30 protein-coding genes, 1 tRNA gene and 2 pseudogenes are annotated in these 26,997 nt (G+C 35.3%); 9 read left to right on the forward strand and 24 right to left on the reverse strand.

All coding sequences use genetic code 11. The annotated features are described in order from the left end of the window. Window positions 1-10: 10 nt before the first annotated feature. Window positions 11-2,419: a SpoIIE family protein phosphatase gene (locus FEZ13_RS18595; RefSeq protein ID WP_186725984.1), complete on the reverse strand. Its 2,409-nt coding sequence runs from the start codon at window positions 2,417-2,419 to the stop codon at window positions 11-13. 184 nt (window positions 2,420-2,603) lie between these two features. Here FEZ13_RS18595 and FEZ13_RS18600 point away from each other — a divergent pair. Continuing rightward, a tRNA-Met gene (locus tag FEZ13_RS18600) sits at window positions 2,604-2,677 on the forward strand. A 311-nt stretch (window positions 2,678-2,988) separates the two neighbouring features. Here FEZ13_RS18600 and FEZ13_RS18605 read toward each other — a convergent pair. From FEZ13_RS18605 to FEZ13_RS18655, 12 genes are all read right to left on the reverse strand, one after another. Beyond that, complete coding sequence (locus FEZ13_RS18605) at window positions 2,989-3,420, reverse strand: S1 domain-containing RNA-binding protein (RefSeq protein WP_146550926.1); 432 nt, start codon at window positions 3,418-3,420, stop codon at window positions 2,989-2,991. 116 nt (window positions 3,421-3,536) lie between these two features. Next, window positions 3,537-3,953: an FtsB family cell division protein gene (locus tag FEZ13_RS18610; RefSeq protein WP_146553903.1), complete on the reverse strand. Its 417-nt coding sequence runs from the start codon at window positions 3,951-3,953 to the stop codon at window positions 3,537-3,539. A 76-nt stretch (window positions 3,954-4,029) separates the two neighbouring features. Beyond that, the gene (yabQ, locus tag FEZ13_RS20550) at window positions 4,030-4,488 is read right to left on the reverse strand and encodes a spore cortex biosynthesis protein YabQ (RefSeq protein ID WP_146553904.1); all 459 of its coding nucleotides are present in this window, start codon (window positions 4,486-4,488) and stop codon (window positions 4,030-4,032) included. Further along, window positions 4,485-4,784: a sporulation protein YabP gene (gene yabP, locus FEZ13_RS18620; RefSeq protein ID WP_146550923.1), complete on the reverse strand. Its 300-nt coding sequence runs from the start codon at window positions 4,782-4,784 to the stop codon at window positions 4,485-4,487. The genes yabQ and yabP overlap by 4 nt, the downstream gene beginning before the upstream one ends. A 123-nt stretch (window positions 4,785-4,907) precedes the next feature. After that, window positions 4,908-5,582: an HAD family hydrolase gene (locus tag FEZ13_RS18625; RefSeq protein WP_146553905.1), complete on the reverse strand. Its 675-nt coding sequence runs from the start codon at window positions 5,580-5,582 to the stop codon at window positions 4,908-4,910. 81 nt (window positions 5,583-5,663) lie between these two features. After that, entirely contained in the window at window positions 5,664-5,813 is a 150-nt protein-coding gene (locus FEZ13_RS19735) for a hypothetical protein (protein WP_186725985.1), read from the reverse strand. A 194-nt stretch (window positions 5,814-6,007) separates the two neighbouring features. Beyond that, window positions 6,008-6,271 carry a hypothetical protein gene (locus FEZ13_RS18630; RefSeq protein ID WP_146550921.1) on the reverse strand — a complete coding sequence of 88 codons (264 nt, stop codon included), beginning with the start codon at window positions 6,269-6,271 and terminating at the stop codon, window positions 6,008-6,010. Between the two features lie 204 nt (window positions 6,272-6,475). Then, the gene (locus tag FEZ13_RS18635) at window positions 6,476-6,706 is read right to left on the reverse strand and encodes a hypothetical protein (protein ID WP_146553906.1); all 231 of its coding nucleotides are present in this window, start codon (window positions 6,704-6,706) and stop codon (window positions 6,476-6,478) included. A 28-nt stretch (window positions 6,707-6,734) separates the two neighbouring features. Continuing rightward, window positions 6,735-8,006, reverse strand: a complete 1,272-nt coding sequence (locus FEZ13_RS18640; RefSeq protein WP_146553907.1) for a helix-turn-helix domain-containing protein — start codon at window positions 8,004-8,006, stop codon at window positions 6,735-6,737. A 572-nt stretch (window positions 8,007-8,578) separates the two neighbouring features. Further along, window positions 8,579-8,863, reverse strand: a complete 285-nt coding sequence (locus FEZ13_RS18645; protein ID WP_146550919.1) for an RNA-binding S4 domain-containing protein — start codon at window positions 8,861-8,863, stop codon at window positions 8,579-8,581. Next, window positions 8,850-10,337 carry a bifunctional methyltransferase/pyrophosphohydrolase YabN gene (gene yabN / locus FEZ13_RS18650; protein WP_146553908.1) on the reverse strand — a complete coding sequence of 496 codons (1,488 nt, stop codon included), beginning with the start codon at window positions 10,335-10,337 and terminating at the stop codon, window positions 8,850-8,852. The genes FEZ13_RS18645 and yabN overlap by 14 nt, the downstream gene beginning before the upstream one ends. Before the next feature lie 5 nt (window positions 10,338-10,342). After that, complete coding sequence (locus FEZ13_RS18655) at window positions 10,343-11,971, reverse strand: putative polysaccharide biosynthesis protein (protein ID WP_146553909.1); 1,629 nt, start codon at window positions 11,969-11,971, stop codon at window positions 10,343-10,345. Window positions 11,972-12,686: 715 nt separating this feature from the next. Here FEZ13_RS18655 and FEZ13_RS18660 point away from each other — a divergent pair. Next, entirely contained in the window at window positions 12,687-13,913 is a 1,227-nt protein-coding gene (locus tag FEZ13_RS18660) for an IS110 family RNA-guided transposase (RefSeq protein WP_146551745.1), read from the forward strand. Window positions 13,914-14,053: 140 nt separating this feature from the next. Here the strand turns inward: FEZ13_RS18660 and FEZ13_RS18665 are convergent, their stop codons facing one another. Together FEZ13_RS18665 and FEZ13_RS18670 are read right to left on the reverse strand one after the other, a co-directional pair. After that, on the reverse strand, window positions 14,054-14,509 hold the full coding sequence (locus FEZ13_RS18665; protein WP_146553910.1) for a GNAT family N-acetyltransferase: 456 nt from the start codon (window positions 14,507-14,509) through the stop codon (window positions 14,054-14,056). 256 nt (window positions 14,510-14,765) lie between these two features. Continuing rightward, the gene (locus tag FEZ13_RS18670; RefSeq protein ID WP_146553911.1) at window positions 14,766-15,515 is read right to left on the reverse strand and encodes a hypothetical protein; all 750 of its coding nucleotides are present in this window, start codon (window positions 15,513-15,515) and stop codon (window positions 14,766-14,768) included. Window positions 15,516-15,621: 106 nt separating this feature from the next. Between FEZ13_RS18670 and FEZ13_RS19740 the strand changes: the two genes are divergently transcribed. Beyond that, window positions 15,622-15,792, forward strand: a complete 171-nt coding sequence (locus FEZ13_RS19740; RefSeq protein WP_186725986.1) for a hypothetical protein — start codon at window positions 15,622-15,624, stop codon at window positions 15,790-15,792. A 277-nt stretch (window positions 15,793-16,069) separates the two neighbouring features. Here the strand turns inward: FEZ13_RS19740 and FEZ13_RS18675 are convergent, their stop codons facing one another. Then, on the reverse strand, window positions 16,070-16,879 hold the full coding sequence (locus tag FEZ13_RS18675; protein WP_146553912.1) for an Ig-like domain-containing protein: 810 nt from the start codon (window positions 16,877-16,879) through the stop codon (window positions 16,070-16,072). A 115-nt stretch (window positions 16,880-16,994) separates the two neighbouring features. Here FEZ13_RS18675 and FEZ13_RS18680 point away from each other — a divergent pair, with 115 nt between their 5' ends. From FEZ13_RS18680 to FEZ13_RS20280, 3 genes and pseudogenes are all read left to right on the forward strand, one after another. Then, entirely contained in the window at window positions 16,995-17,462 is a 468-nt protein-coding gene (locus FEZ13_RS18680; RefSeq protein ID WP_146553913.1) for a hypothetical protein, read from the forward strand. Window positions 17,463-17,557: 95 nt separating this feature from the next. Next, window positions 17,558-17,944 carry a hypothetical protein gene (locus FEZ13_RS18685; RefSeq protein ID WP_146553914.1) on the forward strand — a complete coding sequence of 129 codons (387 nt, stop codon included), beginning with the start codon at window positions 17,558-17,560 and terminating at the stop codon, window positions 17,942-17,944. A 32-nt stretch (window positions 17,945-17,976) separates the two neighbouring features. Continuing rightward, a pseudogene (locus FEZ13_RS20280) lies at window positions 17,977-18,423 on the forward strand (AAA family ATPase); the annotation flags it as partial. A gap of 384 nt (window positions 18,424-18,807) precedes the next feature. Here the strand turns inward: FEZ13_RS20280 and FEZ13_RS18695 are convergent. Beyond that, the gene (locus tag FEZ13_RS18695) at window positions 18,808-19,113 is read right to left on the reverse strand and encodes a hypothetical protein (protein WP_146553915.1); all 306 of its coding nucleotides are present in this window, start codon (window positions 19,111-19,113) and stop codon (window positions 18,808-18,810) included. A 93-nt stretch (window positions 19,114-19,206) separates the two neighbouring features. Between FEZ13_RS18695 and FEZ13_RS18700 the strand changes: the two genes are divergently transcribed. Further along, window positions 19,207-19,788 carry a C40 family peptidase gene (locus tag FEZ13_RS18700; RefSeq protein ID WP_146553916.1) on the forward strand — a complete coding sequence of 194 codons (582 nt, stop codon included), beginning with the start codon at window positions 19,207-19,209 and terminating at the stop codon, window positions 19,786-19,788. A gap of 115 nt (window positions 19,789-19,903) precedes the next feature. On the opposite strand, the gene FEZ13_RS18705 is transcribed toward FEZ13_RS18700, so the two are convergent. After that, entirely contained in the window at window positions 19,904-20,278 is a 375-nt protein-coding gene (locus FEZ13_RS18705) for a P-loop NTPase family protein (RefSeq protein ID WP_146553917.1), read from the reverse strand. A gap of 10 nt (window positions 20,279-20,288) precedes the next feature. On the opposite strand from FEZ13_RS18705, the pseudogene FEZ13_RS18710 reads away from it, so the two are divergent. Continuing rightward, window positions 20,289-20,584 (forward strand): annotated as a pseudogene (locus FEZ13_RS18710) (AAA family ATPase); the annotation flags it as partial. A 397-nt stretch (window positions 20,585-20,981) separates the two neighbouring features. Here FEZ13_RS18710 and FEZ13_RS20555 read toward each other — a convergent pair. Further along, the gene (locus tag FEZ13_RS20555; RefSeq protein WP_370467740.1) at window positions 20,982-21,140 is read right to left on the reverse strand and encodes a transposase domain-containing protein; all 159 of its coding nucleotides are present in this window, start codon (window positions 21,138-21,140) and stop codon (window positions 20,982-20,984) included. Further along, window positions 21,112-21,303: a hypothetical protein gene (locus FEZ13_RS18720; RefSeq protein ID WP_146553918.1), complete on the reverse strand. Its 192-nt coding sequence runs from the start codon at window positions 21,301-21,303 to the stop codon at window positions 21,112-21,114. The genes FEZ13_RS20555 and FEZ13_RS18720 overlap by 29 nt, the downstream gene beginning before the upstream one ends. A gap of 207 nt (window positions 21,304-21,510) precedes the next feature. Here FEZ13_RS18720 and FEZ13_RS18725 point away from each other — a divergent pair, with 207 nt between their 5' ends. Next, entirely contained in the window at window positions 21,511-21,843 is a 333-nt protein-coding gene (locus FEZ13_RS18725; protein ID WP_146550914.1) for a hypothetical protein, read from the forward strand. Between the two features lie 61 nt (window positions 21,844-21,904). Here FEZ13_RS18725 and spoVT read toward each other — a convergent pair whose 3' ends face one another. The 4 genes from spoVT to pth form a co-directional block, all read right to left on the reverse strand. Beyond that, window positions 21,905-22,441 carry a stage V sporulation protein T gene (gene spoVT, locus FEZ13_RS18730; protein ID WP_146550913.1) on the reverse strand — a complete coding sequence of 179 codons (537 nt, stop codon included), beginning with the start codon at window positions 22,439-22,441 and terminating at the stop codon, window positions 21,905-21,907. Between the two features lie 86 nt (window positions 22,442-22,527). Further along, a complete protein-coding gene (gene mfd / locus FEZ13_RS18735; RefSeq protein ID WP_146550912.1) occupies window positions 22,528-26,055 on the reverse strand; it encodes a transcription-repair coupling factor in 3,528 nt (1,175 codons plus the stop codon). Between the two features lie 96 nt (window positions 26,056-26,151). Further along, window positions 26,152-26,379, reverse strand: coding sequence for an anti-sigma-F factor Fin family protein (locus tag FEZ13_RS18740; protein ID WP_146553919.1), 228 nt, complete (start codon window positions 26,377-26,379; stop codon window positions 26,152-26,154). 58 nt (window positions 26,380-26,437) lie between these two features. Continuing rightward, window positions 26,438-26,995 carry an aminoacyl-tRNA hydrolase gene (gene pth / locus FEZ13_RS18745; protein ID WP_146550910.1) on the reverse strand — a complete coding sequence of 186 codons (558 nt, stop codon included), beginning with the start codon at window positions 26,993-26,995 and terminating at the stop codon, window positions 26,438-26,440. Window positions 26,996-26,997: the final 2 nt, after the last annotated feature.

Genomic DNA, 26,997 nt, shown 5'->3' on the forward strand with positions numbered 1-26,997 from the left:
CACCTCATCATTATTTTACCATTCTTTCCCGGGAAATTTCTTGTAAAGTAGGCTTAAATAATGACCAATTTACTGTTTTATGTTGGATTTCAACACATACGATGGTACAATCATCCATTGGTTGATTATTATGACGAAAAGTATTTAAAATTTGGGGGCAAATCTCTTGAATAGGAAGATGCCTATGCCGTAATAAACTATTGCGTAATAGCTCTTCTTGTTGCACCCATGGCATATCCTCAAAGAACAAGCCATCTGTGCACATGAAGATAATATCTCCCGCCTTTAAATTTCTTTGTTCAGCTTCAACTGAAAATGATGTAAACAATCCAAACGGCTCACTGGCACTTTCAACCCTAGTGACTTCTTTTCCTCTTACTAAATATGTTGCCATACTTCCCGCCTTCCAAGACCATAGTTTTCCATGCTGTAGATCGATCAATGCAAAATCCATCGTCGCATACATTTCTTCATCTTGCTTGAGCGACATGACATAATGTAGCGTATGCATAGCTGTTTCAGGTGACATTTGATGATTTAAACATTGCCGCATCAAGCGGATCAGTTTTCTACTTTCTTTATGCGCGCGTTTATCATGCCCCATTCCGTCCGATAACAGAATAACGGTCAAACCGGGGTTAAGTGAAAATACGGCATGAGAATCTCCAGAATACATCGTGTTATTTTTAGACATTGATAATACATCATACTGCATCTCAAATCGTATCGCTGATTGGAAAGTGATTTGCAAATGTGCATAAGGCTTTGTCTTCTTGATCGTTTGATGGATTTCAAATGGTTCTTTGAAAACTTCTTGGAGAACTGGTAAGATCAATCTTTCTGAAACCATTTGGTCTGTTTCCCATTGAGATTTTTTATATGGAATACAACAAACAATCTTTCTATAACCGGGATCATTCGTCAAAATATCAATTTGAAAGAAATCAATGTCTATTTCTCTAAAGCGATTGGCTAATTGATCTTCTTGTTGTTGAAATGAAACCGTATCGTTTGTCATGTCCTTCATAACCCGATCGATATGGGTAGACATATCTCTTAGCTGTAAAGCAATCATCTTCTTACCATGTTGGAATTGACCACTCAACTGTTGTTTTGAAACATATTCTGCCAGAGAATTTAAAAATAATGATGAACGCACACATTTGTTACGAATTTTATCGTCATATTGCAACCTAGAACCATTATGACCAATTGTTTGTGCCATTAACCACTGCTGCATCAAAGGTTCCATTTCTGCTTTTCCCTTTCCCCAACATTTTTCAAATCGATAACAACTTTCACAAGGAGATAACGGTCTTGCTTCTATCTCCACTTCCTGCTGTTGCTCGGCAATACTAAAGCGATCATTCACCAATTCTTTCATAAAAATAACAAAATCATTGAAATTGGTTAATTTGGTCGTTACTTTTTCAGTAAGCCAGCGCTGCCTTTCCAACAACACATCCTCTTGATTTGGATATAATTGCCGTTGCCAATATTGTAGCCAGCTTTTAGGCATTGTAAAGAATAAAAGAGCTGCCACACCTAAAGCTATATAGTATGTTTTATCAATTGGTAATGTGACATCATAGAGTGTAAAAAATGCTGTTGCAATGCCGCTTCCTAACACAATTCCAAAACGTCCTAATTTTTTGCATATTCCTGCACAAAGACCTGTCAAAGCATACACCGCGATCATTCCGCTGAAAGATAAATGAGATAAACTAATAATAGTCCCCATCAAAACAGCAATAGCGGTTGATAATGTAACCCCTCCAACATAAGCGGAAGCCAGTATGATAAACTGTAAAGCTATATACGTAGGAGATAGCACCTTCCAAACCACATTGTTCGTTGCAGTTAGCATGACAGCTAGTACAATTAGTGCCGCTCCTATTCTTTCTAAAGACCAAGAAGCCTTCCACAAAGCTGGCATGGGCAATAAAAGCTGCATTAAAAATAAAGTCATAAAAATGGATAATACACTCTCGTAGCCAACATATACTAGAATCATTGTCGGGGGTTCTGCATGATAAGAAATCATTTGCCATCCCATTTGAGTAAGAAATACGGACAATCCAACTACAAATGAAACAGACCATTTACGGATAAATGTTTTGATCAGTAGTAAAAAGAGAAGTAATTCAATGATATGAATAAACAGTTCACCCATTCCTAATGTAATACTACCAATAATTCCTCCGATGAGCGCCCACATAAAATAATCTCGGTGATTCACAAATACAACAGCTAGTGTCGGTAAGAAAAAGGGGACAATCGCTTCAAAAAGAATAGCTTTAGATAAGAAAAAGGCGGCAAAACATAGCGTCATGGCAAAAAGGATAGGGGATTGTTGTTGTAAATTCAAAGCTACTTTCGGAAATGATAGTTTGTTTGATTGTATAAACACTTTTCTCATTGTGACAAAACCTCCATTATATATTTCTGCTAGTATACCTAGAAATTTGTGTAAAGTTTGTCTGTTCCTGAAGGTGCATACAAAAAATCGTTCGACGATAAATAGCATAGACCATATTTTTTTAACAAAAACCGCTTGACACTGAATTATATCCTCTTGTATTATTTATTATGTTGTTTCAAACGGCGGCGTAGCTCAGCTGGCTAGAGCGTACGGTTCATACCCGTGAGGTCGGGGGTTCGATCCCCTCTGCCGCCATACTTTTATACAGCTAGTAAACGAAACTATTTGTAGAACAAACACTAAAAGAAGCTATTCCAAATAAGATAGCTTCTTTTCTTTTGCCTCTTTTGTCGATATTTCATCTATCATTTTTGGCATAATACCCTAGGAAAATAAGATGGCTTCATACAGTGGAGTCTTATTGTCTGTTAATGTGCGGTAAAGAGTATATTTTCTTATAATTGATTCAATTAAAAAAGACTATTAGAAAATATTTCCCTAAGGGTTTCTAATAGTCTCCATCATATCAATAAAACACTTTTTCTACGATTAAAGTAGCCAGCAAGTTATCCTCTTCTTGCGCCACGGCCACCGCGTTTAGAATCTTGCGCACGTTTTAATGTAGCAAGACGATCTTCACTATCTTTTAAGAATCGTGCCATTTTTTGTTCAAAGTTTTCTTTTGTTTGACGATGTTCACCACGATCATTTGAACGATGGTTATTATGGCGTGAACGTTGAGGACGCTCTGGTCGTTCAGCTTGAGGTTTTGCCTTACGGATGGATAAACCAATTTTACCGTCAGCTTCAACATTCATAACTTTCACTTCAACCATTTCTCCAACTTTTAAATGGTCATTAATATCTTTTACGTAGTTGTCAGCAACCTCACTAATATGAACAAGACCTGTTGAGCCATTTGGCAGCTCCACGAATGCTCCAAAATTTGTGATACCTGTTACTTTACCTTGTACCTTGCTGCCTACTTCAATTGACATAAAAAAAATGCTCCTCCTTAAAATTTAAGCGACTTGTTAAGCCTTATAATCAATTTGTAAAACTTTAGTGGTTCTTACCTTTTATTATAGCCAACAAAAAAAGAGTGTCAATAAGACTACTCTTTTGAATTTGTTTTTTTCTTATCTTTTTCTGAGGCTTTTGGGATTGAGAAAATAATTTCCCCATCTTCAGATAAGAATAAATCCTTGCGTGCAAGCTTAGCAATGTAGTCATCATCTTTTAATTTCGCAATTTGGATTTTTAAATCATCTTGTTTCTCTTTTTGTTTTGCTAAATCCTGTTGCAATTCAATTTTTTGCTGTTCTTTCTCTGCCAATACATGTTTTTGCTTGATCAACATAAAAATAAGGGAACCTGCAATTAATGTAAATACTAGTGTCATTAATGTTAAACGACGATACAAACCAATTTTACGATTACGGCTTATCATTTTCTTTCGTGTTTCCGTTTTCGTATAATCAGTTGGCATTTGGGTTGTTTTTTTATACGGTTGTTTAGATGTTAGTGGCATGCGGGTACCCTCCTTGAGTATGGTTAGTGGCAATCATCTTTATTTACATATCAATGTTATTATATCTAACTTTTACCTATTTTTTAAGAGTTAACTTTTTAATTTTTTTGACAACAAACGCTATTGGAAATGTAATAATCTTGAATATAGCAACGATTAGCCGAATGATTTGTCGTATGAGGCTTATCAATAAATGCCACATAAAAAATATAGGTTGTATAACCAATCTATCAATCATCCGCCCTATAAAGCGAAAAATTCCTTGCAGACATAACTGGTAAAGGCAAAAACCTGCTAGCTGGGAGAGGAAATCCACAAAATGCCACTCCCCATCCCTCACGATCATCAATAATAGAAATGTGCCAATTCCTAATAGAATCCATGTAGATAATTCAAATATGATGTAGCCTTTTCGCCATAAAGATTTCGGTGGCGCGTAATGACTGAATGTGCGTACTAAATCAATACAAGCTGCTCCGATAACACCACTCGCAATTAGTGCTGCTATGCTGAGGAATTGTTCAGAAACTGTCATCCAAATAATTTATGCAAAATGCTACGAGATAGTCCACTTTCCTCTTCATCATATTGAAGGTTTTTCACAGTTCCTTCTAAAGTGAGCAACCCCTTATCTACATCTAAGTGTACAATCCTTAAGTCTTCCCCACGAATTTGGAGATGACCTTGAGAGGTGAGTACTAAAAACTCCTCTTGATCAAACCGTTCAATTGATTTTACAGATGTAACGTCCATTCTTTTGCGATTACGCACCGTTAATAAATGATCTCCTGTTGGAATAGTATAAGTCGCATTATCTTGTTGAAATGTCATTTTCATTTCCCCTCCTTGTCCTTTCTATCACTGTATGCTTGGACATTCTAATATATGAGGGGAAATATAAAAATAGACTTACATGATGAAATTGATAAAATATGTATAGAAAATTCAAAACTGTCAAGCGAGTATTTCCTTTATTTGATCGAGCGTATGAATGGTTATAACATCTTGAGAAGTCTTTTTATGTTTCCTATTTAACCAAATTCCTTTTAAACCTGCTTTCATGCTGCCGATTGCATCTATTTCTAGATTATCACCAATATAGTAACAATTTTCTTTCTGACACCCCGCTCTTTTACAGGCAGCTTCGAATATTTTGGCGTGAGGTTTAGAAAAGCCCATTTTACTAGATGCAAAAATATGATGATCGAAATATTCTTTGATGCCTAATTTTTTTAGTTTTTCTGTTTGTTGTTGATTGTCCCCATTCGTAATGATCCCTAGAGAATAACCCGATTCCTTTAAGAACGCTAAACAATTTATGACATCGGCATAAATTGCCCATCTTTGAGTATAAAAGTAAAGATATTCACTAAATTTCTCATCGGCAATTTCATCCGTAAAGTTCTTAGCAAATAATTCTTCCATTCTTTTTCTTCTTTGTTCCTGGAATGTTAATTCTTTTTTTAAATACTTTTCAAAATATTTCTTTGATAGATTACTCCATATATCGGCGAATTCGTCCACAGTATAAGCTAATTCTTTCGCGTATTTATGATAGAAATCTAAAGCTCCCAATGTTTCAGCTCTATCATGATCGAATAAAGTACCATCAATATCAAAAAATATCATCATGATCTCCTCTCATTAACTAGAGTAAATGCTGCATGAACTTTTGTAAGATTGGCAAAAACTAGATAAAGTGAAACTCCATCAGTGGGGGTTTTCTTCATCCCCCACTAAAATAAAGGAACTCAGGTTAAAAGCGCCACGTCCTGTGGCAACACCTGAGTGACCAACATCCTGCCCGCCCGAACCAATCGGACTTTTACGGGCAGTTGATCCCCCATCTATCTTTCTCATTTCTCTCTATATCTTGAGATGGGGGTCTTACTGCCCGTTAAAGCGGAAAAACAAACAGATGTTTAAAAAGCACCAGCAGCGATTTTTCCTGCGGTGCTCTTTTGATATAGCTATTTGCTCTTAGAGAGTCTTTTATCATCAACGTAGCGCCTCTATTAGAACTAGATAAATTTATATTTTCATCATACTAGAATTTAAGCGATCTCTGGTACTTCATCAAGTGGTTCAACGGTGAATGCAATCTCTGGTACTTCGTCAAGTGGTTCAATATTGAACGCTATTTCTGGTACTTCATCTAACGGTTTGATCTTCAACGCAATATCTGGCACCTCATCAAGTGGTTTGAATAAATTTGTTAATGGTGAAAGAGAGCTTTGAATTTTTTGGCCTAAAGTGTAGTCAACAGATAAAAAGAATGCAGTGAAAACCAAAAGAAGTGAAATGATTGTTTTTTTCATGTTCTTTCCTCCATTTGTATATTTTTTACTCCGTTATAGAAATTGATCGATTTTTCACTATGTCACTACAGGCGGGCATCCATAGACAAACAGCCCTTACTTCTCTCGCTACGTTGAAATGGAAGATCTTATTTTGCTTGTCTCTCCTGTTAATGCCACCGCCTTTCGCTTCATGAACAAAAAGTATTCTATATCAACATTGCACTATAACAGAGCCTTATGAAAGTAAAACTTCACCCAGTGGAGGTTACTACCCATTAACGTGGGATAAAGTGAAGCTTCCATCAGTGGTAGTTTTCTTCCATCCCCCATTGAAATAGAAGAACTCAGGTTAAAAGCGCCACGTCCTGTGGCAACACCTGAGTGACCAACATCTTGTTGCCCCGAACCAATCGGGCTTTTACGGGTAGTTGATCCCCCACCTATCTTTCTCATTTCCCTCTAAACCTTGAGGTGGGGGGTCTTACTGCCCGTTAACGCGGGATAAGTAAGCTTGTTGAAAATACTCTGCAGCTGCTTTATACTGGCCGTTTTTATACAGATATCCCCCATACATGTTGCTATAATAACTAAAATTCTTGTGATCATGCTTCTCTTTAAAAAAAGCTAAAGATTCTTTTACATTCTTTTCATTAAATTTTTGGTCCAGTAATCCTTTAAACATCGTCAAATGATATTTATATTCTTGATACCGAATATTACTTGGATTAAGTATACTTTCAACAAATAGAATCCAGTTTTTTAACTCTTCTTGATGAGATGGATAACCATTTTTGGAGAGTTCTTTCAGTATATAAAGTACTGAGACGATTTTTTTCGTATCGTCATTTTTATGCTGGATACTTTTTTTAAAGTATTCGATTGCTTTCTCACTATCATTTTGAGCGGAATATAGCACGCCTAAATTGTGATAGATAATACCTTTAAATTGATCGAGTTGTAGTTCATTTGTTATTTTGATGGCTAAAGAATAACTATCTTGAGCTTTTCGTAGCCAATTAGCATTTTTGTAACATATCCCCAAACATATATAGCATTCAACAGCCCTAGCCATATAAAAATGACTCGTAAAATAATGGAGAGCTGTATTTATTGATTCAATCGCTTTTATGACTTCATGATCTGCCATATAAATCATGCCACTAATAAAATGGAGATCAGCTTCTTCCGCTAAGGAAATTGAAAAATTCTTTTCGCTTATTTTATTTAAAAAGAAAATCGATTTTTTTATATCTAGATTTTGATAATAGTAAATCGCTTGTAACTTGGAGAGTAAATATTGTTGAAAATCATCTAATCTATCATCAATACTTAGCAGCCATTTTAGGTACTTACCACAATTGTCTTTATCATTTAACGTTAAAAACAATCTTAACAAAACTAAGTTTTTATAAATCAACAACGAAGAGCTTGCAGATAGCGAGGTAAATTGATCTTGTATGCACTTAATTTTTTCTTTCGCATATTTCTTGTCTTTGTTAATGGTGAGTTCTTTGTATATCGTTAATAAATCTTCCTGTATCTTCTTTTCTTCTTCTATCGAAGGAGTTTCCAAAGAATCAATGGCTATATCCAGTCTTTTTAATAATAAAGCAATTACTTCCTGACTAGCCTTCGATGTGTTATTCTCTATCTTACTAAGATAAGAGACCGAGCAAATTCCCTTTGCCAAGGTTGATTGCTTTATATCTTGTTTGATTCTTTCTTCTTTGATAAGAAATCCTATATCATTCATCTTAAAACGTCCCTCCTTACTTTTGTACTATTTTTTATTGGGAAAATGAATCTCATTTTTCTATAAATATAGCGTTATTTGCCCTATCGATTTCCCAACTTCCGATTATATATTTTCATTATATATAGTGTTATATTTGTGTTGTACAAATAATTTTACACAATACCAGTAAAATTTTATGCTGGCGCCTCCTGATCATATAAACTTGTGTAGCTCTTGAACAACTCCTCTACTGTAGCACGCACTTGATATAAGACGATATGACAACGTATGGCGAAAACGTTGGGCCATTATCTTTCAAAAGACATAGGGAAGCGCTCCAGCACCTTCTTTGAAATTATTTTCTTTTCTGAATATATGATTAATTTATTTGGGATCGAATATCTATAGATTTGTGTTTTTGCATTTTATCACTTTATATTGAAAGAGAGTAGCGTAAAACTTCATACAGTAAGGATTTCTTCCTTCCTTACTATGTATTCATTCATCTAATAGAACTGGCTACCCTTTAATACCAAGCAAAATAAAAACAACGATTTTCCATAAATATGGCGAATCGTTGTTTTTCTATTTTAATCGTCTATAAACTGGGGTTCGATTTTGTCTAGTTTTTCTTCTTTTAAAATCGTAAACATTTTGGCTGCGTCTTCTTTTCGAACGATGTCTTTTAGTTCTTCGACACGGACTGTGACGATTTTTTGCCCAAAACGAATGGCTAGTTCATCGCCTACTTTTACTGCACTGCTTGCTTTTACTACCTTGCCATTAATCGTAATACGCCCTTGATCTGCCACTTCTTTTGCTAATGTACGTCGTTTGATCAGGCGAGAAATTTTTAAAAATTTATCTAATCTCATCAATGATCCCCTTTTCTTTTTGCTTTGCTTGCTGCCAAAATTGATCTAATTCTTCTAGTGAATAAGCTTTAAAATCTTTTCGACCTGCCATTACTTGTTTTTCAACATAACCAAATCGCTTCGCAAATTTAGTATTTGCGTGAAGCATTGCATCTTCCGCAGAAATTTTATAGACACGTGCTAAATTGACAAGTGTAAAGAGAATATCCCCAAATTCATCTAATCTAGTTTCTTGTGTACCCTTTTCGATCTCTTGGCGGAACTCTTGCCATTCTTCCTCTACTTTATCCCAAAAGCCTTTCGTATCAGGCCATTCAAATCCTACTTTTGCTGCTCTACGTTGATAGTTATAGGATGTCTGCAAGGAAGAGGTTGCACGATATTCCCCTTTTAATAGAGATCCTGTATGACCGTCATCTTGATGTTCTTTTTTCTTGATCTTTTCCCAGTTAGCATTAACATCTTCCACACTCTCTACATGCACACCACTAAACACATGCGGATGTCGGCGGATCATTTTCCCTGCGACACCTTCTAGAGCATCTTCTAAGTTCCAATAACCAGCATCCTCAGCGATCTGTGCTTGTAGAAATACTTGGAGTAATACATCACCAAGTTCTTCAATCATATGTTCATCGTCTTGCTCATCGATAGCTTGTAAAAATTCATGCACTTCTTCGAGCATGTACCGTTTTAAGCTTTCATGTGTTTGTGCTCGATCCCAAGGGCAGCCGTCTTGCGGGTCACGTAAAGTGGAAATAATATCACGGAATGTTGACCATTCGCGAAGGGCCTCTTTTTGTTCTTTAACGGGTGGAACATAGACTGTTGTTAGATTATTCAACTCTGCGACATGATCTAACTCATGTAATGGCACAGTACGGATTCTTTCATCCTTTGATCCAGCAGCTGTTATGATCATTACTGGATATTCTGGTGGATATTTTTCCAATAATGTGAGTTTAACTTCAGAAGCACTAAATGGGTCATATACTTGTGCAATCAATAAATGTTTATACATACTTACTTGATGAATCGAGAAAGTCGTTCCATTGACAAGCTCAAAACCATCAATCGGATCAATACGAAGTGCACCAAAAACGGCATCTAGAAAACTTTGGCCCCCTTCTATTTTAAGCTGAACTTTCCCTTCTTTTTCTGCTTCGATCAATAGTTGCACAGTCATTTCTGCCATTAATGGATGACCTGGAACAGCATAAATAACATCTTCTGTTTGTACATACTTGAGTAGTGTTGCAACAATTTCTTCATATACAGGTAGGAAATCATCGTGTTTTTCGTAAATGGCATCGAAGCTTTCAAATTGAATTCCTTCATTTGCTAGTTCATCTAGTACAGCATGTTCCTTTGTCCGAACACAAATTTTCTTCGCTTGTTTTAATTGTCGATAGACGCCAATCGGAAGCTGTTCAAAATCTCCTGCGCCTAATCCAATAACCGTAAGTTGATGCATACTCTTCACCTAGTTTTTTTATTTTTTCGTTGTAATAAAAGCTGGTAACCTGCCATGCGACGTCCAAAAGGGAATAGATACCAATCCCTAGTTGAAACGATTCTCATCCTTGCGAGCATTGTCACGAAAACAAAAGCACCTATCCCAGCTTTACAAATACATAATAGAAGTGACCGCATACGTCCATCCATGGAAGTAAAGATCAATGGTTCCACAGACAACGTAAATAGTAAAACGATAAACACCATTGCAAGTGTAGCAAATGCCATGCCGCTATAAAAACGCGCAGTAGCTAAATTCATTTTTTCCTCTTTTTTAAAATACCATATTAAACCTATTGCTGTTATAAAAAGGCCCAAATTTCCAGCCCAAGCCGCTCCGACAATACCATAATGCAAGATCAAAAACTTGTTCAAGCATAGTTTAACCAAAACACCTATCACTAGTAAGCAAGCAGGTATTTTCAATCGATCTAATCCTTGCAGTATTGCTGTCAATGTCATAATAAGTGATAACCAAATGATTTGTAAGACAAAGATGGATAATACATCGGATAATTCGGGTGTTTCAAATAGTGTAACATTTACATTTGGCATGACAAGTATTAAACCAACAGCCGCTGCAACACCAAATAACAAAGATGTGCGGTAGGTAAGCTGTATATAACGTTCAGCCTCTTGACCATGACGCTTTTTAGAGGCTTGTGCTACAAGTGGTACAATAGCCAGTGATAGTGAAGAAGCAATCACTAAACCTACCTGTACCAATGGCTGCCCTCGATCATAAACACCTTTCATCTCCATTGCCTGAAGCGAGGAAATTCCTAATTTTCTCAAGGTACTATATACCGTGAAAGAATCGATTAATTGAAATACTAATAGCACAAGGCTACTCATGCTTATACTGATACTTAAAACCATTAGCTTTTTAATGATGGACCATGCCGATGATGTTCGTTTCTCAATAGGAGTCATCTTGATCTTTAATGAGGTATGCTTTTTGATAAAGATCATCAGCAGTAGAATGCCCGCAAATTCTCCCACAACCGTTCCTGCTAATGCCATTTTCCCAGCATCATATAAAGATCCAGTGGTTGATACAATGATCCATGTCCCGCCTAAAATAATAGCCACTCGAACAATCTGTTCCACCATTTGAGCATACGCTACAGGCCACATGATGCCAGCCGATTGAAAGAGTCCTTTGTAAACCGCTAATGCCGGCATACTAAACACAACAAAAGATCCAAGTCGAAGTAAATCTGCTAGTTTCGGATCTCCCATCCAATGCGCAAAAGTGGCGGCACCAAAGAACAAGATGGCAAAACATATAATGGATAACGCAAGTAAAAAAAGAAATAGAATATGTACTATTGCGTTTTTTTCATACTGACGTTGATCTTGTCCTAAATCTGCTAGAATTTTAGAAATGGCCACAGCTAAACCGCTAGATGTCCATGTAACAAAAATCGCTACAAAGGGGTATATCTGCTGGTAAATATAAAAGCCATGATCTCCTACTAAGTTTTGAAATGGCACACGGTATACTACGCTCAATACCTTTACAAAAAGAGCCGCGATCGTCAGCAAAGCAACTCCTTTTAAATATGCCTTCATCCCCCAATTTTCGGACATGTAAACCCTCATTCCTTATCTCATCTGTCATCATACGAATTATATGTGCCATCAGTATAGCATATCCACCAAACTCCTCATAATGTCTTCTGATTTATACTACACAATTTACTTGGCAATAAGCATGTACTCTATAAAGTTCAATCATATACTAGGGAACGTACTGCCTGTTCATGCGAGATTCTAGCAATCCGCTAATATTAATACATGCCTATGTTTTAGCAACCGTTTCATCTAATGCCTTACTTAAAATAAGCATTTCACCATATTTCCCCATTGCTCTCATTCCTCGTATAATAAATTTTAAGTTAATAACTCGTATAATAAATTTTAAGTTAATAACTGTTCCTTGAAAATTGAATAGTTTTTATCTTCAGGGCTACATCCAAAAATGATAGATGGAAAACTTTCGTCTTGGATACTGGGGGATTTCCTTAGATAATGGATTTATGGAAATGGATCCATCGGGAATATGCTTTTCACTCCTGTAGTTTAACTACGTTGAAAGACTGTGACCCAGACCCAATATTGCACTGCATACGCACAAGCTGTATCGATTTCCTTCACTTACCTCTCAGAGTAGTGGGAGGGCAGCTTAGGGGAAGGGAATCATTGAATACTCATACACGAGGTTGTGGTATGTTTGGGACTCTAGGGAAATCCCACAGTATCCAAGCTATTTCTAAATATCATCTAAAGAAAGGAGGTCCTTTCCATGAAACTATTCGTAGGTATTGATGTAAGCTCTGAAAAACTTGATGTATGTTTTCTTGATAGTCATGACACCGTTTTGAAAGAAATCTGTCTTTCAAATGATGTGAATGGGGCCAGTGCCATTCAGGAAAATGTTCTCCATTTTCAGCAGTTGTACCATTATGAAAAAATTGTCATTGGCATGGAGTCTACTTCCATCTACAGTTTCCACCCTGCCATGTTTCTAGCAGAAGATAAGGAACTGAAGAACTTAAATGTTGAAGTAGTCGTGCAAAATCCAAAGGCCATCCATCGGTATAAAAGATTGTTTGAAGAAGATAAGACCGATAGAATAGATGCTTTTCGAATTGCCGATTTTTTACGCATTGGGCGTTATAATAAGTCTCTTATCAAAGAGGAAAAATATGTTGCCCTTCAACGTTTAACACGCTCCAGATATCAACTCGTTCACCAACTAACAGAATGTAAACAACACTTTCTGGAAAACCTTTACTACAAATGTAATACACTATCGAAAGAGTTAAATACGTCTGTTTTTGGTGCAACGATGATGGAAATACTTTCAGACTCCCTTTCGTTGGACGAAATCGTAGAAATGGAACTGGAATCACTCGCTACCCTTCTTCAGAAAAAGGGGAAAGGCCGCTTTAGTGACCCAGAACAATTAGCGAAAACCATTAAGAAAGCCATACGTGATTCCTACCGGCTAGGTAAGGTTGTTCAAGACTCTGTAGACGTTGTATTAGCCACTTATGTGCGATTGATTCAAACCTTGAAAAAGCAAATCAAAGAGTTAGAAAAAAGCATTGCCGCCTTATTCGAAGCTATTCCAGAAGCCAAATGTTTAACAAGTGTTCCAGGCATTGGCATCGTATACGCGGCAGGAATCATCGCGGAAATTGGACAAATAGAACGCTTTGAAAATGAAGCCCAATTAGCCAAATATACCGGTCTTTACTGGAAAAAATCGCAATCTGGAAATTTTGAATCGGAACGAACACCCCTGACACGAACGGGAAACCAGTATCTTCGTTATTACATGGTTGAAGCTGCCAACTCTGTACAACTTCGTGAAGCTACTTACCGTTCGTATTATTTAAAGAAATATGATGAAGTTCCGAAATACAAACATAAAAGAGCCCTTGTCTTAACTGCGAGAAAACTAGTGCGTCTGGTGGATGTGCTACTACGCAACCACCAACTCTACATGCCAGAAAGGAGTGTGTAAATCAAAAGCTAACCACTGCTTTTGATATCCTTTCAAGATAGCTTCAGAAATAAGAACAAGTGTTTGTTTTTTCTGAAGTTTAGTTTCTTGTGCTCTTTTTTAGAAATTCTTCTCTAGCTTTTATCAATCCTATACTTGACTTAATACCACAAGTCTTTATCAACGTAGCCTACTTTTTTATAAATATGCTGCGCCATATTATTTTTATGGTTTACGGCAAGTATTACTTCCTCTGTTTTTGGAAAATGTTTTTTAATAAAAGTATCCAATAGTTGTAATGATTTTGTTGCTATTCCCTTACCTTGAAAATCACCATTCACAGAAAAGGCGCTTAAAAGCAATGCATTTTGATTTTGACTATATTGTCTAACACCGTTCCAACCATGAAGAACGAGGAAGCCAACAGGTCTATGATCGTACAGAATAACAACGGGATGTCGTTCAGGATCCTGTTTACATTCATTTATTGATTCCATAGGAAGTCCACTATATATTATTTGTTCATTCGTTAAACGATAATTGCTGAGCCTCTCTTTATATTGATCCTTATAGAAATCTAAAAAAACTTCATCTCTATCCATTCTCATGAAAGACATATTTTACCTCCAAACTTTAGAATTTACTCTCTGTTAACTGTGCAAAATATGCTCCTTTTATTATAGAGTAACCGCATATTCTGTAGCAAAGAAACCTTCAATCTTTGAGGGACTTCTCGATTCTCTATTTATCGCCATTTAATCTTTGATATGGGGAAGAATACTGTCATGTGAGATTGGGATTGGCGTACACAAAAAGAGCTTTATGTAGCCATAGGCATCCCACAAAGCACACTCAATATGATTTTAAAACGAACTACCATTTTGATACTCTAGTTTTATTATAAATAGGTGTTTCTTTCTTCGTATATGACTTTTTCGAAGACCAAATTTTAGTTTGAACATTTAGTCCTTTGCTATTGTAATAAGTTTTAACTTGATAATACTGACCAGCTGCTTTTGGAGGGAACCCTTTTATAACGCCCAACCCCGTTCCAGTATATGCCATCATCCATCCTGTTGCTGCTGTAGTTATTCTGCCACCAGGGTAAAGCTTTATTACATATCCTATACCTGTCACCCCAATATATTCTGCTATAGCTGAAGATTTAGTGATTTTAAATCTTTTTGTTGTAATACTTGAAGGATAATTAAATACATTTTTTAAATATTTTGATGTTGCATATCTGTCAGACCACAACTTTAATTGCATTTGTTGCGTGCCTATCACTTTTAATTTAGGTTTTGGAATAGTCGTACTATAAGTTCCTTTTTTATTTTTAATTGCCTTATAGTAGTTATGTTGGCTTCCAATTCTATATTTTGCGGGCCATGAATATCCTGCTGAGATATTTACAGATGTTAACGAATGGCCTGGAGAAAAACCCTTTTTTACTTTATACTTAATGGTAATAGATCCATTTTTATTTTTCTTTACAGATTTTACCGATATATATTGATCTATAGCCGGATTACTGTCAGCACTTACTTTATTAGGAACAAGTGTAATGCTAGACATAAAAACTAGGGTAATAACCATTAATAAACTAATAATTTTTTCATTCAAAACACTCATTTTACATATTTTACATTAAAATCCATGTAAAATTAACAAATAAAAGGAAAATAAGAATTTATGTCTATATTTTTTATAGAAGGAGGTATAATGAACTATGAGTAAAAAAGTGAAATATATCTTTTTTATAATAGGCATTATCATGATTTTTATAGGATTGCCCTATTTAATGGGGTATACCACAAACAATCTAAATAAGTCCTTTTTATATCTAGGTCCAGTAATTGCTATAATATTTGCTCCTATCCCTGAAAAAAGTAAAAAGTAATAAAGTGAAGCTTCCATCAGTGGGAGTTTTCTTCATCCCCCACTGATGATCAGCTAAACCAATCGGACTTTTACGGGCAGTTGTTCCCCCATCTATCTTTCTCGTTTCTCTCTATATCTTGAGATGAGGATCTTACTGCCCGTTAAAGCGGGATAAATAAAAAGCCAAGAATATTGATGGAACAACATTCTCGGCTTCCTTATTCGGCTTATTCAAATTTACTTATAGATCTCTCTACGAATGATTGAAATTCGTTTTATAGAGGTGGCTGAAATCCTCATTTTTTGACAACGATTTTTTTCGTTTTTGATTTATTGCCTGCTTTGTCTTTTACAATGATACTTAAAACTGTACCTGTTTTTTGTTTAGGAATGGCTAACGTAAATTTTCCTGTTTTCGATACTTTAGCCGTTTTTATTTTCTTTCCTTTTTTATAAACATAGACAGTCGCATTTTTTTCAGCTTTCCCGATGATATGTTTCGTATTTTTCGTTACTTTGGTTAAGATAGAAGCTGTTTTAGGAGCTGTTTTGTCTTTTACGATACCTGAAATCTTTTTAGCGTTTCCTGCAGCATCTGTAACGATAATACTCCATTTCACATTTGCCTTTATATTTTTGACTGTAAATGTATAAGTTCCTGACTTATTTGCTTTTTTGATATAATTTTTACCAGCAATCGTTAGCTTTATGGTTGCACCTTTTTCTGTTTTTACCGTGATTTTATTTGATTTATCGGTTACTAGAACATGATTCACTTTAGGTGCTGTTTGATCTTTTACTTTAATCGTTTTAGCTTTGCTATATACTTTGCCATCCAATGTGGACAAAATCGTCAATGTCGTACCAGCCGTTTGCGTTGGTATGGTTAATTGATAGTTTCCTTTTTTGTCTGCTTTGGTTTTGGCAATTATTTTACTTCCTTTTTTAAGGACAACTGTAGCATTTGGTGTCGTTGTCCCCCTCACCACTTTTGTTTTGTCTGATATGGTTGATGGGATCGTTGGTGTTTTTGGCACGGATACTACTGGTGTTTCTGGTTCTGGCACTTCTGGTGTTGAATGGTCTGAAGTAGATACAGTGAACATCCCTGCCTTCGAATTGGAAGTTGTCGCACCTAAAGGACTACCTGCAATAGCTAATTTTGCATAATAAGTACCTGCTACAGTAGGAACGCTAACGCCTATTACATGGATGGAAATCTTGTTGAAAAAACTATTAATCGGTACAACAGCAGCAACATTATCACTTGGAGTAATATTACCAACAACTTCTACTTATGTAGCTTCATCTAATGAGGAACCTTCAAATGTATTAGTTGTTGAGAAGGAAACGACTTCACCAGAAGTTGAAGCTGCTGGAGCAAAAGGACTATTAGTAAAAGGTGCACTATATACTATTAAAGGTGCTGTTAAGGCTGGAGATTGGATTTTAGGCTTAATTGAAGAACATATGAGTAATGGGGCAATAAAGTATTTGAAAAACAATACTTCGAAAGTAAATAAGGGATTAGATAAAGCTATTGATAGATTAGATGATGCTCAAAATTATGCTCAAAGTACAATAAGAAGTATAATTTACCAAGGGCTAAGAGATGTAAATGTACCAGCTACATACGCTGAAGATATTGCTGAGAACATGGCTGCTGTTGTAAGTTTCCTTGCATTTTAAAGTAGCTAAAGATTAGAATGGAAAGGTAGAAAGATTATTCTTTCTACTTTTATCTTATTTAAAAGGAGTTACTATCATGGAAGCTTGAAGAGCAATTGAATACTGTAAAAGAGCAAATTAGGCTTTTAAGTATATGTAAAGTGACAAGTGATGAATTTCCTTACTATAACTTCCTGGTAACCTCAGGAATTACTTCAAGTCAAAGATCATCAATCAATTTATTTTTTTTGGTACTGTCAGAACTAATAAAAGGGAAGTTAACAGACAAACACATTAAAGTATTAAAAGAACTAAAAGCAGAATCTATTCTTGATGAAAAGAATGAAATTAGATATACAGAAGTTATGAACACATTAAAAAAGATTTTAGATGTAGAAACAAGTGGATTAATTGAAAAAATGTTTGATTCAATGTTATGCCAGGGTGTTAAAACCAATATTGTCAACCACTTAAAAACGAACATGGTATTTGATCAATTGTAATCTGGACAAACAAAATATACTAGGTGGTATTTATGTTTCTTAAAGAGATAAAGTTAATTAAAGATAATAACAACCACAATAAATATCCATTTTCTATCCCCTCTATTAATAAGTTTGAACAACTAAACATTAAAAGTGATGTTACCTTTTTGTAAGTGAAAACGGAACTGGCAAATCAACTCTACTTGAAGCAATAGCTTATAAATGTGATTTTAATACTGCAGGAGGTGGAAGAAATAATAAATACGAACTTCATGCTTCAGGATCCGATCTTGGACAACATATAAAGACTATCATGGATGCCCAAAGTCACAAATGATTTCTTCTTAAGAGCTGAATCCTTTTATGATTTTGCTACACATATTGATGGAATTGGGGCATTTGCAGCATATGGAGGTCGTTCGTTACATCATCAATCGCATGGTGAGTCGTTTATTTCTTTGTTTTTAAATAGATTTAGTGCCGTATCTTGGTATATCCACACAGGCTTGAATTTGCATATAAAAGGTTTGGTTTATGAAGGCTTGTCTACTCGTTAATTGGAATTTTTTTACTTTATACATGTGTTATTACTCCTTTTTATATTTGTACAAATAGGTACACCTTTTTTGTTTGATTCATTTTATTCTTTTTTTTAAATAAGATATTCCACATATTAAATAGACTTAATTGAACAAGGATACTATGTTCAACATATGAGCATATATCCTTGTTTCTTATACATATTTCATCATGCAGAATCTAGACACTTTTTAACTATTTATCAAACTATAAGTATCCTTCGTTCCTCTAAAAGACGATACCAATTACATTACTAGTTTAGCAAATGAATACTCGCATTTACATCCCTGTCAAATTCCGAACTAATATGACCACCACATGCCTAGTACAAATAACGACCAAAGCGTCGTTGGAATACCTAACAAAGCTACTAAAAATATCATAAGAATAAAATCATTCTGATTTCTTTTATTTTTTTTCATTAAGATAAAGGTTCTAACTAAGACAAATAAAAACAAAAATACACTTAAAAAAGTAAAGAAACTTAGATAATATATTGATGGCATATTATATACTTTGTCTTTTATAAAATCTGCTATGGATTGGGCAAAAATACCCAAAAAAGATGAAATTATTAATACAATAAACATATTTATGTTTTTTTTCAAAGTAATTCTCCTTTTAAAATCAATAATTTATCTTATTTACCTTCTTACATTTTTATTATACACTAATAAAAAATGGAAATAGAGGAATTGTTTTTGAAAAAAATAATTATTTCATTCTTGATGTTCCTAATTATATTAGTCACTTTCAATTCAAATACAAAGGTACAAGCAATGTCATATCAGAAAGGGGATATTTTTATAACTAGTAGCGTCGGAAGTAGTGGAAAAGGTATTGTAGGTCATACTGGAATAGTGGTTGGAGAAAATTTAATTTTACATACATCTGGTTGGAAGAATGAACCATACCCCAAATTAATAAAAATTAAGGTATCAAAAAATTCAAAGGAAACCTCTTGGTTTAAAAGATATCCAAAAACAAAAGTGGCTAGACCAAATTCAAAACATTTAGGTAAACTAGCTGCTAAAAATGCTATGAAATATTTTAAAGGTAAAAAAATCCATTACCGTATATCTCCAAACCCCAAAGATATAACTAGAACTTACTGTAGTGAATTGGTTTGGTATGCTTATTATAAATCTGGTAAAACATATAAAATACAAAGCTATTTCCAAAATCCGAAATTTGTAACGCCATCTATTATAAAACCTTATGAATTCTCCAATAAAAAATATCTAAAATATAACTCCTTCAAATTGGTGGATAAAAAATGGTAATAACTAATTTTAATCATTTGAGTTATCTAAAAATATAAGGGCAGGTGACTTATTTAACGATTAAAAAATCGTTTTTGGTCTCCTGCCACTACTTTTTATATGCAGATACCATCTATTAATATACATCCAAAAACGTAAAATCTCTTTTATGACTCTTATCCATTGTTTGAATCCCATCATTTAATATCTTGAAATATTTCCCATATGAATCAATTTTTATAAATTTTCCATCATACATGTTAAGAACCTCTTTGACTACATAGACAAAATGATAATGATTCGTGGAAATAAAAAATTGAATATTTCTTGATTCCGATAACTCTTTCATTTGCCACAACAACATATTGATATTTTCAGCACTTAATCCACTATCTATTTCATCAAGCAGCACAACAACATCTTTATCCGTTTCAAGTTCTTTGATGTCTTGTAAAAAAGAAAAGAGATAATGAATGATAGCCTGTCCTTCGCTAAATGATTTAACATTCATTGCTTTTAGAAAAGCCATCTATTTATTAGATGAGCCTGAAGCAGCTCTATCACCTCAAAATCAGCTGGCATTCCTTAAAATAATTAATGACTTGGTAAAAAAAGATGGAGCACAATTTATCATAGCAACCCATTGCCCTATCCTTTTAGGTTATCCAGGGGCTTCTATAATAAGTTTTGAGGAGGATGGTTTGAAAGAAGTAATTTATGAGGAAACACAACATTATCAAATTTCCAAGTTTTTTTAAACAATAGACATACAATGTTAGAACGATTATTCGAAGAAGATTATTTGTCAAATCTTTAAATGGCTAGCTCTTAAAAAATCAGTTTTCATAACCCTTACATTAAAAAACAAAATCCACTTTAGATAAAACTAAGTGGCTACAGTGTTTATTGAATTAGACCAGCTAATAGGGATGGTGTCAGCTATGCGGGTACTACCCCTAGAATTATTTTTATCTTTTCCCACTCAATAATAAGACAATCCTAAGAATAGTATTATGACCTACCTGAAAAACTTCTCGTTTCCTTCTCACCACAGCTTCACATATTCCCATGCTATTAAGTAATTGTTCTATTCGACTTCCGATCCCCACATTTCAGATAACAGTGTAATGTATGCCCGGAATATAAAAAATAAGCACCCTTCAATGGTATGCACGACGAATACCATCTATCTTTTGATTTTTTCTGATAGATGGCTATTTTGCACAAGCCGCTTGAATATTCTTGGAACAAGGCATGTAATCTTGTAAAATCTCAGTTTGCCGATAAATCGGGGAATCAGTCAAGAGCTTCACGAGGTATTGATAAAAATCGATACCATTTGCCTTAGCCGTTTCTGTTAAGCTTAAACAGATGGCTTTCTAAGTTCACACTTGTTTGCAGCTGTCCTCCAACTTTCCAAGTCATTGCTGTTAGTTCTGTAAAAATGGTTTGCCCTTTTGTTAGGAAGTAATTCCAAATCTTGTTTTTAGATTCTGGATTGCCTGGTGAAACAAAGAATTTACGACTAGTTGCCATTTCATCTGTACCAAGTGCCTTCCACTATATGAGAGAATATGTTCAAGAACGTATTGAAACACTGTTACTTTGTCAAAAAAATAAGCAAAAACTCCTTTCCTCTAATACCTTTTCCTTATTTTTCCTATTAAAATAAGACCTTCTATTTATTTTTAGAAATTTCCGACGATATGTATATTGATCATTAAGGCTAAGGAGGGGATTTCTATGAAGTTTTCCGTCACAAAAGTAGATACATTTCAAAATGCAGCAACATTCAAACAATCACCGTTTACTCAAGAAAATTATTTACAAGTTGAAGAAAGATTAAAAAACAAATCTTTTCGTATTATTACGGAGAGAAAGAACGGTTATGTTCGTAAATATCTTGTCAAAGCAAATGGTACAAAGATTTTAATTGCTGAAATGCGTGTGAATGAAGAAATACAATCCTCAGAAAAGCCTTCACAGTTTTCTTCTACAGCTAGCAGCAATGCGAAAGAAATGTTAGATCATCTGAATGCATCGTCTGCATTAAAATCCATTCGCTTAAAAGATTAATCGAATCCAAAGAAAAAACCATTCGCTATTTCATCTATCAATAGTCGAATGGTTTTTATCATTAATCTTCCATCTGTTTTGCTAAAAAATGTGCTGCTGTTTCTGCCACTTTTTGTTCTGTATCACCGATAAAATGCATCTTCGATAAAATATAAACAGCCCCTATTGCATCACCTGCTACAACAATCGGTACTATACAATAAGATTTAATCTGCTCAATCTGACCTGGTACAATTTCAATGGAATTCTCATGTTTTTCTACAAGAACTGTACGCTGTAAAATACATTCTTCCGCAAATGAAGAGATTTGACGATGTATATAATCCTTTTTAGATACACCTGCCACAGCAATAATTTCATCTCGATCACTGATCAATGCACTTGCACCTAATGTTTCAAATAATGTGTCTACATATGATAGCGCAAAATCACTTAATTCATTAATCGGAGAATATTTTTTTAATATAATTTCTCCCTCTCGATCCGTAAATATTTCTAATGGATCTCCTTCACGAATGCGTAAAGTTCTTCGGATTTCTTTTGGGATAACTACACGTCCTAAATCATCAATTCGACGCACAATGCCTGTTGCTTTCATTCATGTTGCCTCACTTTCGACAAATTTTCATAATAGTACTTGTCGTTAGTATGGGGCAATGAAATAAAAATTATACATGACAAAAATTAGTCTCTTACCTCTGCTTTTTCTCGAATGGCAGTCGGCAATACTTTCATTAATGATTCTAAAATATCAAATGGTAGCTGCTTTTCTGCTTTTCTCTCATCAATCGTTAAAATTAACCGTTGCTCTTCTAATTGGAAGCCTACCGCATGCCCAAATTGCATCGATTCTGAAACGATTTTACTGCCATCTAAGCTTGCTGTCCCTTCCTCTGAAATATCAATCGTAATGACCTTATTTTTGGTCTTAATCGAATGGACACCTGCTTTTTTCGCCCATACTTTTATACGTGCAATACGTAGCAAACGTTCTGTTTCGACTGGCAAATCTCCAAAACGGTCTTGCAATTCTTCTATAATTTCGAAGTAATCTTCCTCTTCTTCCATTCCTTTTATCCGTTTATACATTTGGATTTTTTGATAGCCATCTGGAATATACGCATCTGGAATGTATGCATCATATGGAAGCAATATTTCAATATCTTTTTCTTCCTCTTTTTTCACACCCGTTTGCCGTTCAGCAATAGCTTCTTCTAACATTTGTGAATACAGATCGAACCCAACTGAATCGATAAAGCCATGTTGCTGAGAGCCCAATAAATTGCCTGCACCTCGAATAGATAAATCCCGCATCGCGATTTTAAAACCTGAACCAAGCTCTGTAAACTCTTTGACTGCTTGTAAACGTTGTTCAGCAACTTCTGTTAATACTTTATCACGTTGGTACATGAAATAGGCGTATGCTATACGATTGGATCGTCCAACACGTCCTCGTAATTGATAGAGTTGTGATAGCCCCATACGATCCGCATTATTGACAATTAGTGTATTAACGTTTGGAATATCAATACCTGTTTCAATGATCGTCGTTGTTACTAAAACATCATAATCTCCGTCCAAAAACCGTAGAATAACAGACTCTAACTCGGACTCGGACATTCGTCCATGTGCATAGCCTACTCTAGCATCTGGTACAAGCATTTGAATTTCCTCTACTTTTCGAGCCATATCGTCTACACGATTGTGTAGATAAAAGATCTGCCCACCTCTAGACATTTCACGTTCAATAGCTTCTCGTATAAGAGCTCCGTTATATTCCATGACATATGTTTGAACAGGGAAACGATTAGCAGGTGGTGTTTCAATAACAGATAAATCCCTCACCCCTACCATTGACATATGTAGTGTACGTGGAATCGGTGTTGCTGTTAACGTTAACACGTCTACATTTGTTTTTAATTGTTTGATTTTCTCTTTATGCGTAACCCCAAAGCGTTGTTCCTCATCGACGACAAGCAAACCAAGATCTTTATAGCTAACATCTTTTGATAATAGGCGATGTGTTCCAATCACAATGTCTACGGTTCCATCCCTTAGCCCTTTTAATGTTTCTTGTTGTTGTTTGCGTGTGCGGAAACGGCTTAAAAGGCCAATCGTAACTGCCTGATCTTGAAATCTTTCTTGGAATGTTTCAAAGTGTTGCTGTGCTAAAATCGTCGTTGGAACTAAAAAGGCTACTTGCTTACCGTCCATAACCGCCTTAAATGCTGCTCGAATAGCGACTTCCGTTTTACCATAACCGACATCGCCACAAATAAGCCTATCCATTGGGCGTTCTTTTTCCATATCTATTTTTACTTCTTGGATCGTCCGTAATTGATCTTCCGTTTCCTCATATGGGAACGCTTCCTCAAAGGCACGTTGTTCATCCCCATCAGGAGTAAATGCAAAACCTTTCTCTGCTTCCCGTTTTGCATATAATTTGATCAAGTCATCTGCAATATCTTGTACCGCTGATGATACCTTGCTCTTTGTTTTCTTCCATTCCGTTCCGCCCAGTTTGTGGAGCTTAGGCTCTTTATCTTCTGAACCAACATATTTTTGGATTAAATCAATTTGATCGACAGGAACATATAATTTATCATCCGCACGATATCGGATATGTAAATAATCCTTATGCTTGCCATTGACTTCAAGCGTTTCAATACCTATATATTTTCCAATACCATGATGTACATGTACAACATAATCGCCTGGTTTAATCTCTGTATAGCTTTTTATCCGTTCAGCATTGGTCATTTTTTGAGAACGGCTTCTTTTTTTCTTTGTTTTTTGTTTGAAAAGTTCTTCTTCCGTCACAATGGCTAAACGCTGTAAAGGTAACTCAAAGCCTGCCGTCAATTTACCTGTAACAGCAAAAATACCTTCTGCCCTTGGTTCACCGATTTGAATATGAATATCGTAATCTTCTAAAGTGGTCTGTATCGTTGCTAGACGTTCTTCATCTTCTGTCACAAAAAGAACCGTAAACTTCCCAAATTGCCAACGTTCTACTTCATTTTTTAGTAAAGGCATTTGTCCATGGAAATGCTGCATTGGTTTACAAGAAAAACTGGTTGTCTTCTTAAAGCGAAGACCTGAAAATGTCCTAGCAAAAAGAGCAAAATAGATAGATGGCTGATGGATCATAGCGATTATTTCCTTTAATGAAAAGGAAGGCTTCACCGCATGCACCATTTTTCCCTCTTCAATTAAAGACAGGAACCACTCTTTTTCTTCCTTTTCCCAAGCTTCCATTACTTCTTGGATTCTTCCAAGCTCATCATAAACTACAAGGCCATCTTGAACAAAGTAATCGCCTAAAAATGATGCTCGATCATATAATAGTGAACCATATCGATTCACATATTCAGGAAGCTCACCTTGCTTCAATAATTCGATATCAGCCTGAATATGTTGATAAAGCTGTTCTTGTATCTCTTTCTTTTTCACCTTTTTCAAACTATCCGATAAAGCTTCTTCCAGCTTTTGCGCAAAGATTAAACGTTGTTCTTTTGTTAAAACCAACTCAGACGCAGGCAAAATATCGACCTGATTTAATTTTTCAATCGAACGTTGGTCATCCGCTGAAAATGTACGAATAGAATCGACCTCTGTGTCAAATAATTCAATACGAATAGGATTTTCAACATACGGAGGGTAAATATCCAAAATGCCGCCGCGTAAAGCAAATTCACCAGGCGTTGTAACCATTTGACTTCTTGTATACCCCATTGTTACTAAATTTTGCAGCCATTCTTCAACAATTATTTCTTCAGCAACCGCTACCGTTAGATGTAAATTTAGCCATTCTTCTTTTGGGGGTAGTATTTTGCGCATACCTGCTATAGGGATAATATATATCCCCTTTTGTTGATGTAGCATATGATCTAATGTTTCAATACGTTGAGCACGTAATTCTGGGCTAGCAATAGACATATCCGCTGCGATAAATTCATCTGCTGGATAATAGTGAACATTATCCTCCCCTAAGAGTTTTACTAAATCATCAAATGTCTTTTGGGCTTGTAATAAATTCGGAGAAATGATGTAAATCGGTTTTTGAATCGTGTCATAAATTGTATATAAAAAAGCCGGTCTTGCACTTCCTGAAAGTCCTGTAATTAGTTGTGCTTCTTGACCACTTTTAATATCTTCTAACAAATGTTGTACATGTGGATCTTGAGATAACAATTGGCGTAGTATTTCCATAATGGGCCTCCCTTCTTTGTTTGACAACTCCATGTATGTATCGTCAATGTACAAATACAGAAAAAGGCCTTGGACGCACGAAGCGCCAAAGCGATTTTACTGTAACCAATTTTTTAATGCATAATAATTTGGGAACTTCTTCAGTGAGTTTTCGCAATGTTCACAAATACTTTCTACGGTGGTGTCACCATTTTGCTCATGATGGATGAATTCTTTGGCTTCTTGTTCACTTAGTTGATGAAGTTTACGAATACTCTCTTCAGAATCAAATGGCAATACGCCTATTTCCGTGTTGCAATGACGACATCTGTAACGAATAGCCATAAGCATACCTCCCTTTATAAGAAGTATAGACAGCTTTGGCATCTTTTATGCTTCATGATTAGTTGAAACGATTCATCACTTCGATAAATGGTTTTTCCAACCAATATTCACATGCATCTGCGGCACGACGAAATGCATCTTGCATCAATGATTGTTCCTCTTTTGAGAATCTTGAGAGTACATAATCTGGCACTTTCATTCCTGCTGGTGGACGACTAATCCCTATACGAATACGGTTAAAATTTTGCGTGCCTATATGTTGGATCAGAGATTTAATTCCATTATGACCACCTGCACTTCCTTTTTGACGGAGGCGCAATTTGCCTTTTTCTAAGTCTAGATCATCATAAATGACAACAATATCTTCTACATCAACATCAAAATAATCCATCATAGGGCGAACAGCTTCACCAGATAAGTTCATATATGTTAGCGGCTTCAGCAGCATTACTTTTCCCTCTGGACGGTGAGCCATACCATACAGCGCATTAAATTTTTGTTGATTTAATGGAATGTTCCACTTTTCTGCTAGTAAATCAATGGTAGCAAACCCAACATTGTGGTGTGTATGTTCGTATTCTTTTCCAGGATTTCCTAGACCAATTATTAATTTCATAT

The organism is Rummeliibacillus sp. SL167 (assembly GCF_007896505.1).
GTDB lineage: Bacteria > Bacillota > Bacilli > Bacillales_A > Planococcaceae > Rummeliibacillus > Rummeliibacillus suwonensis.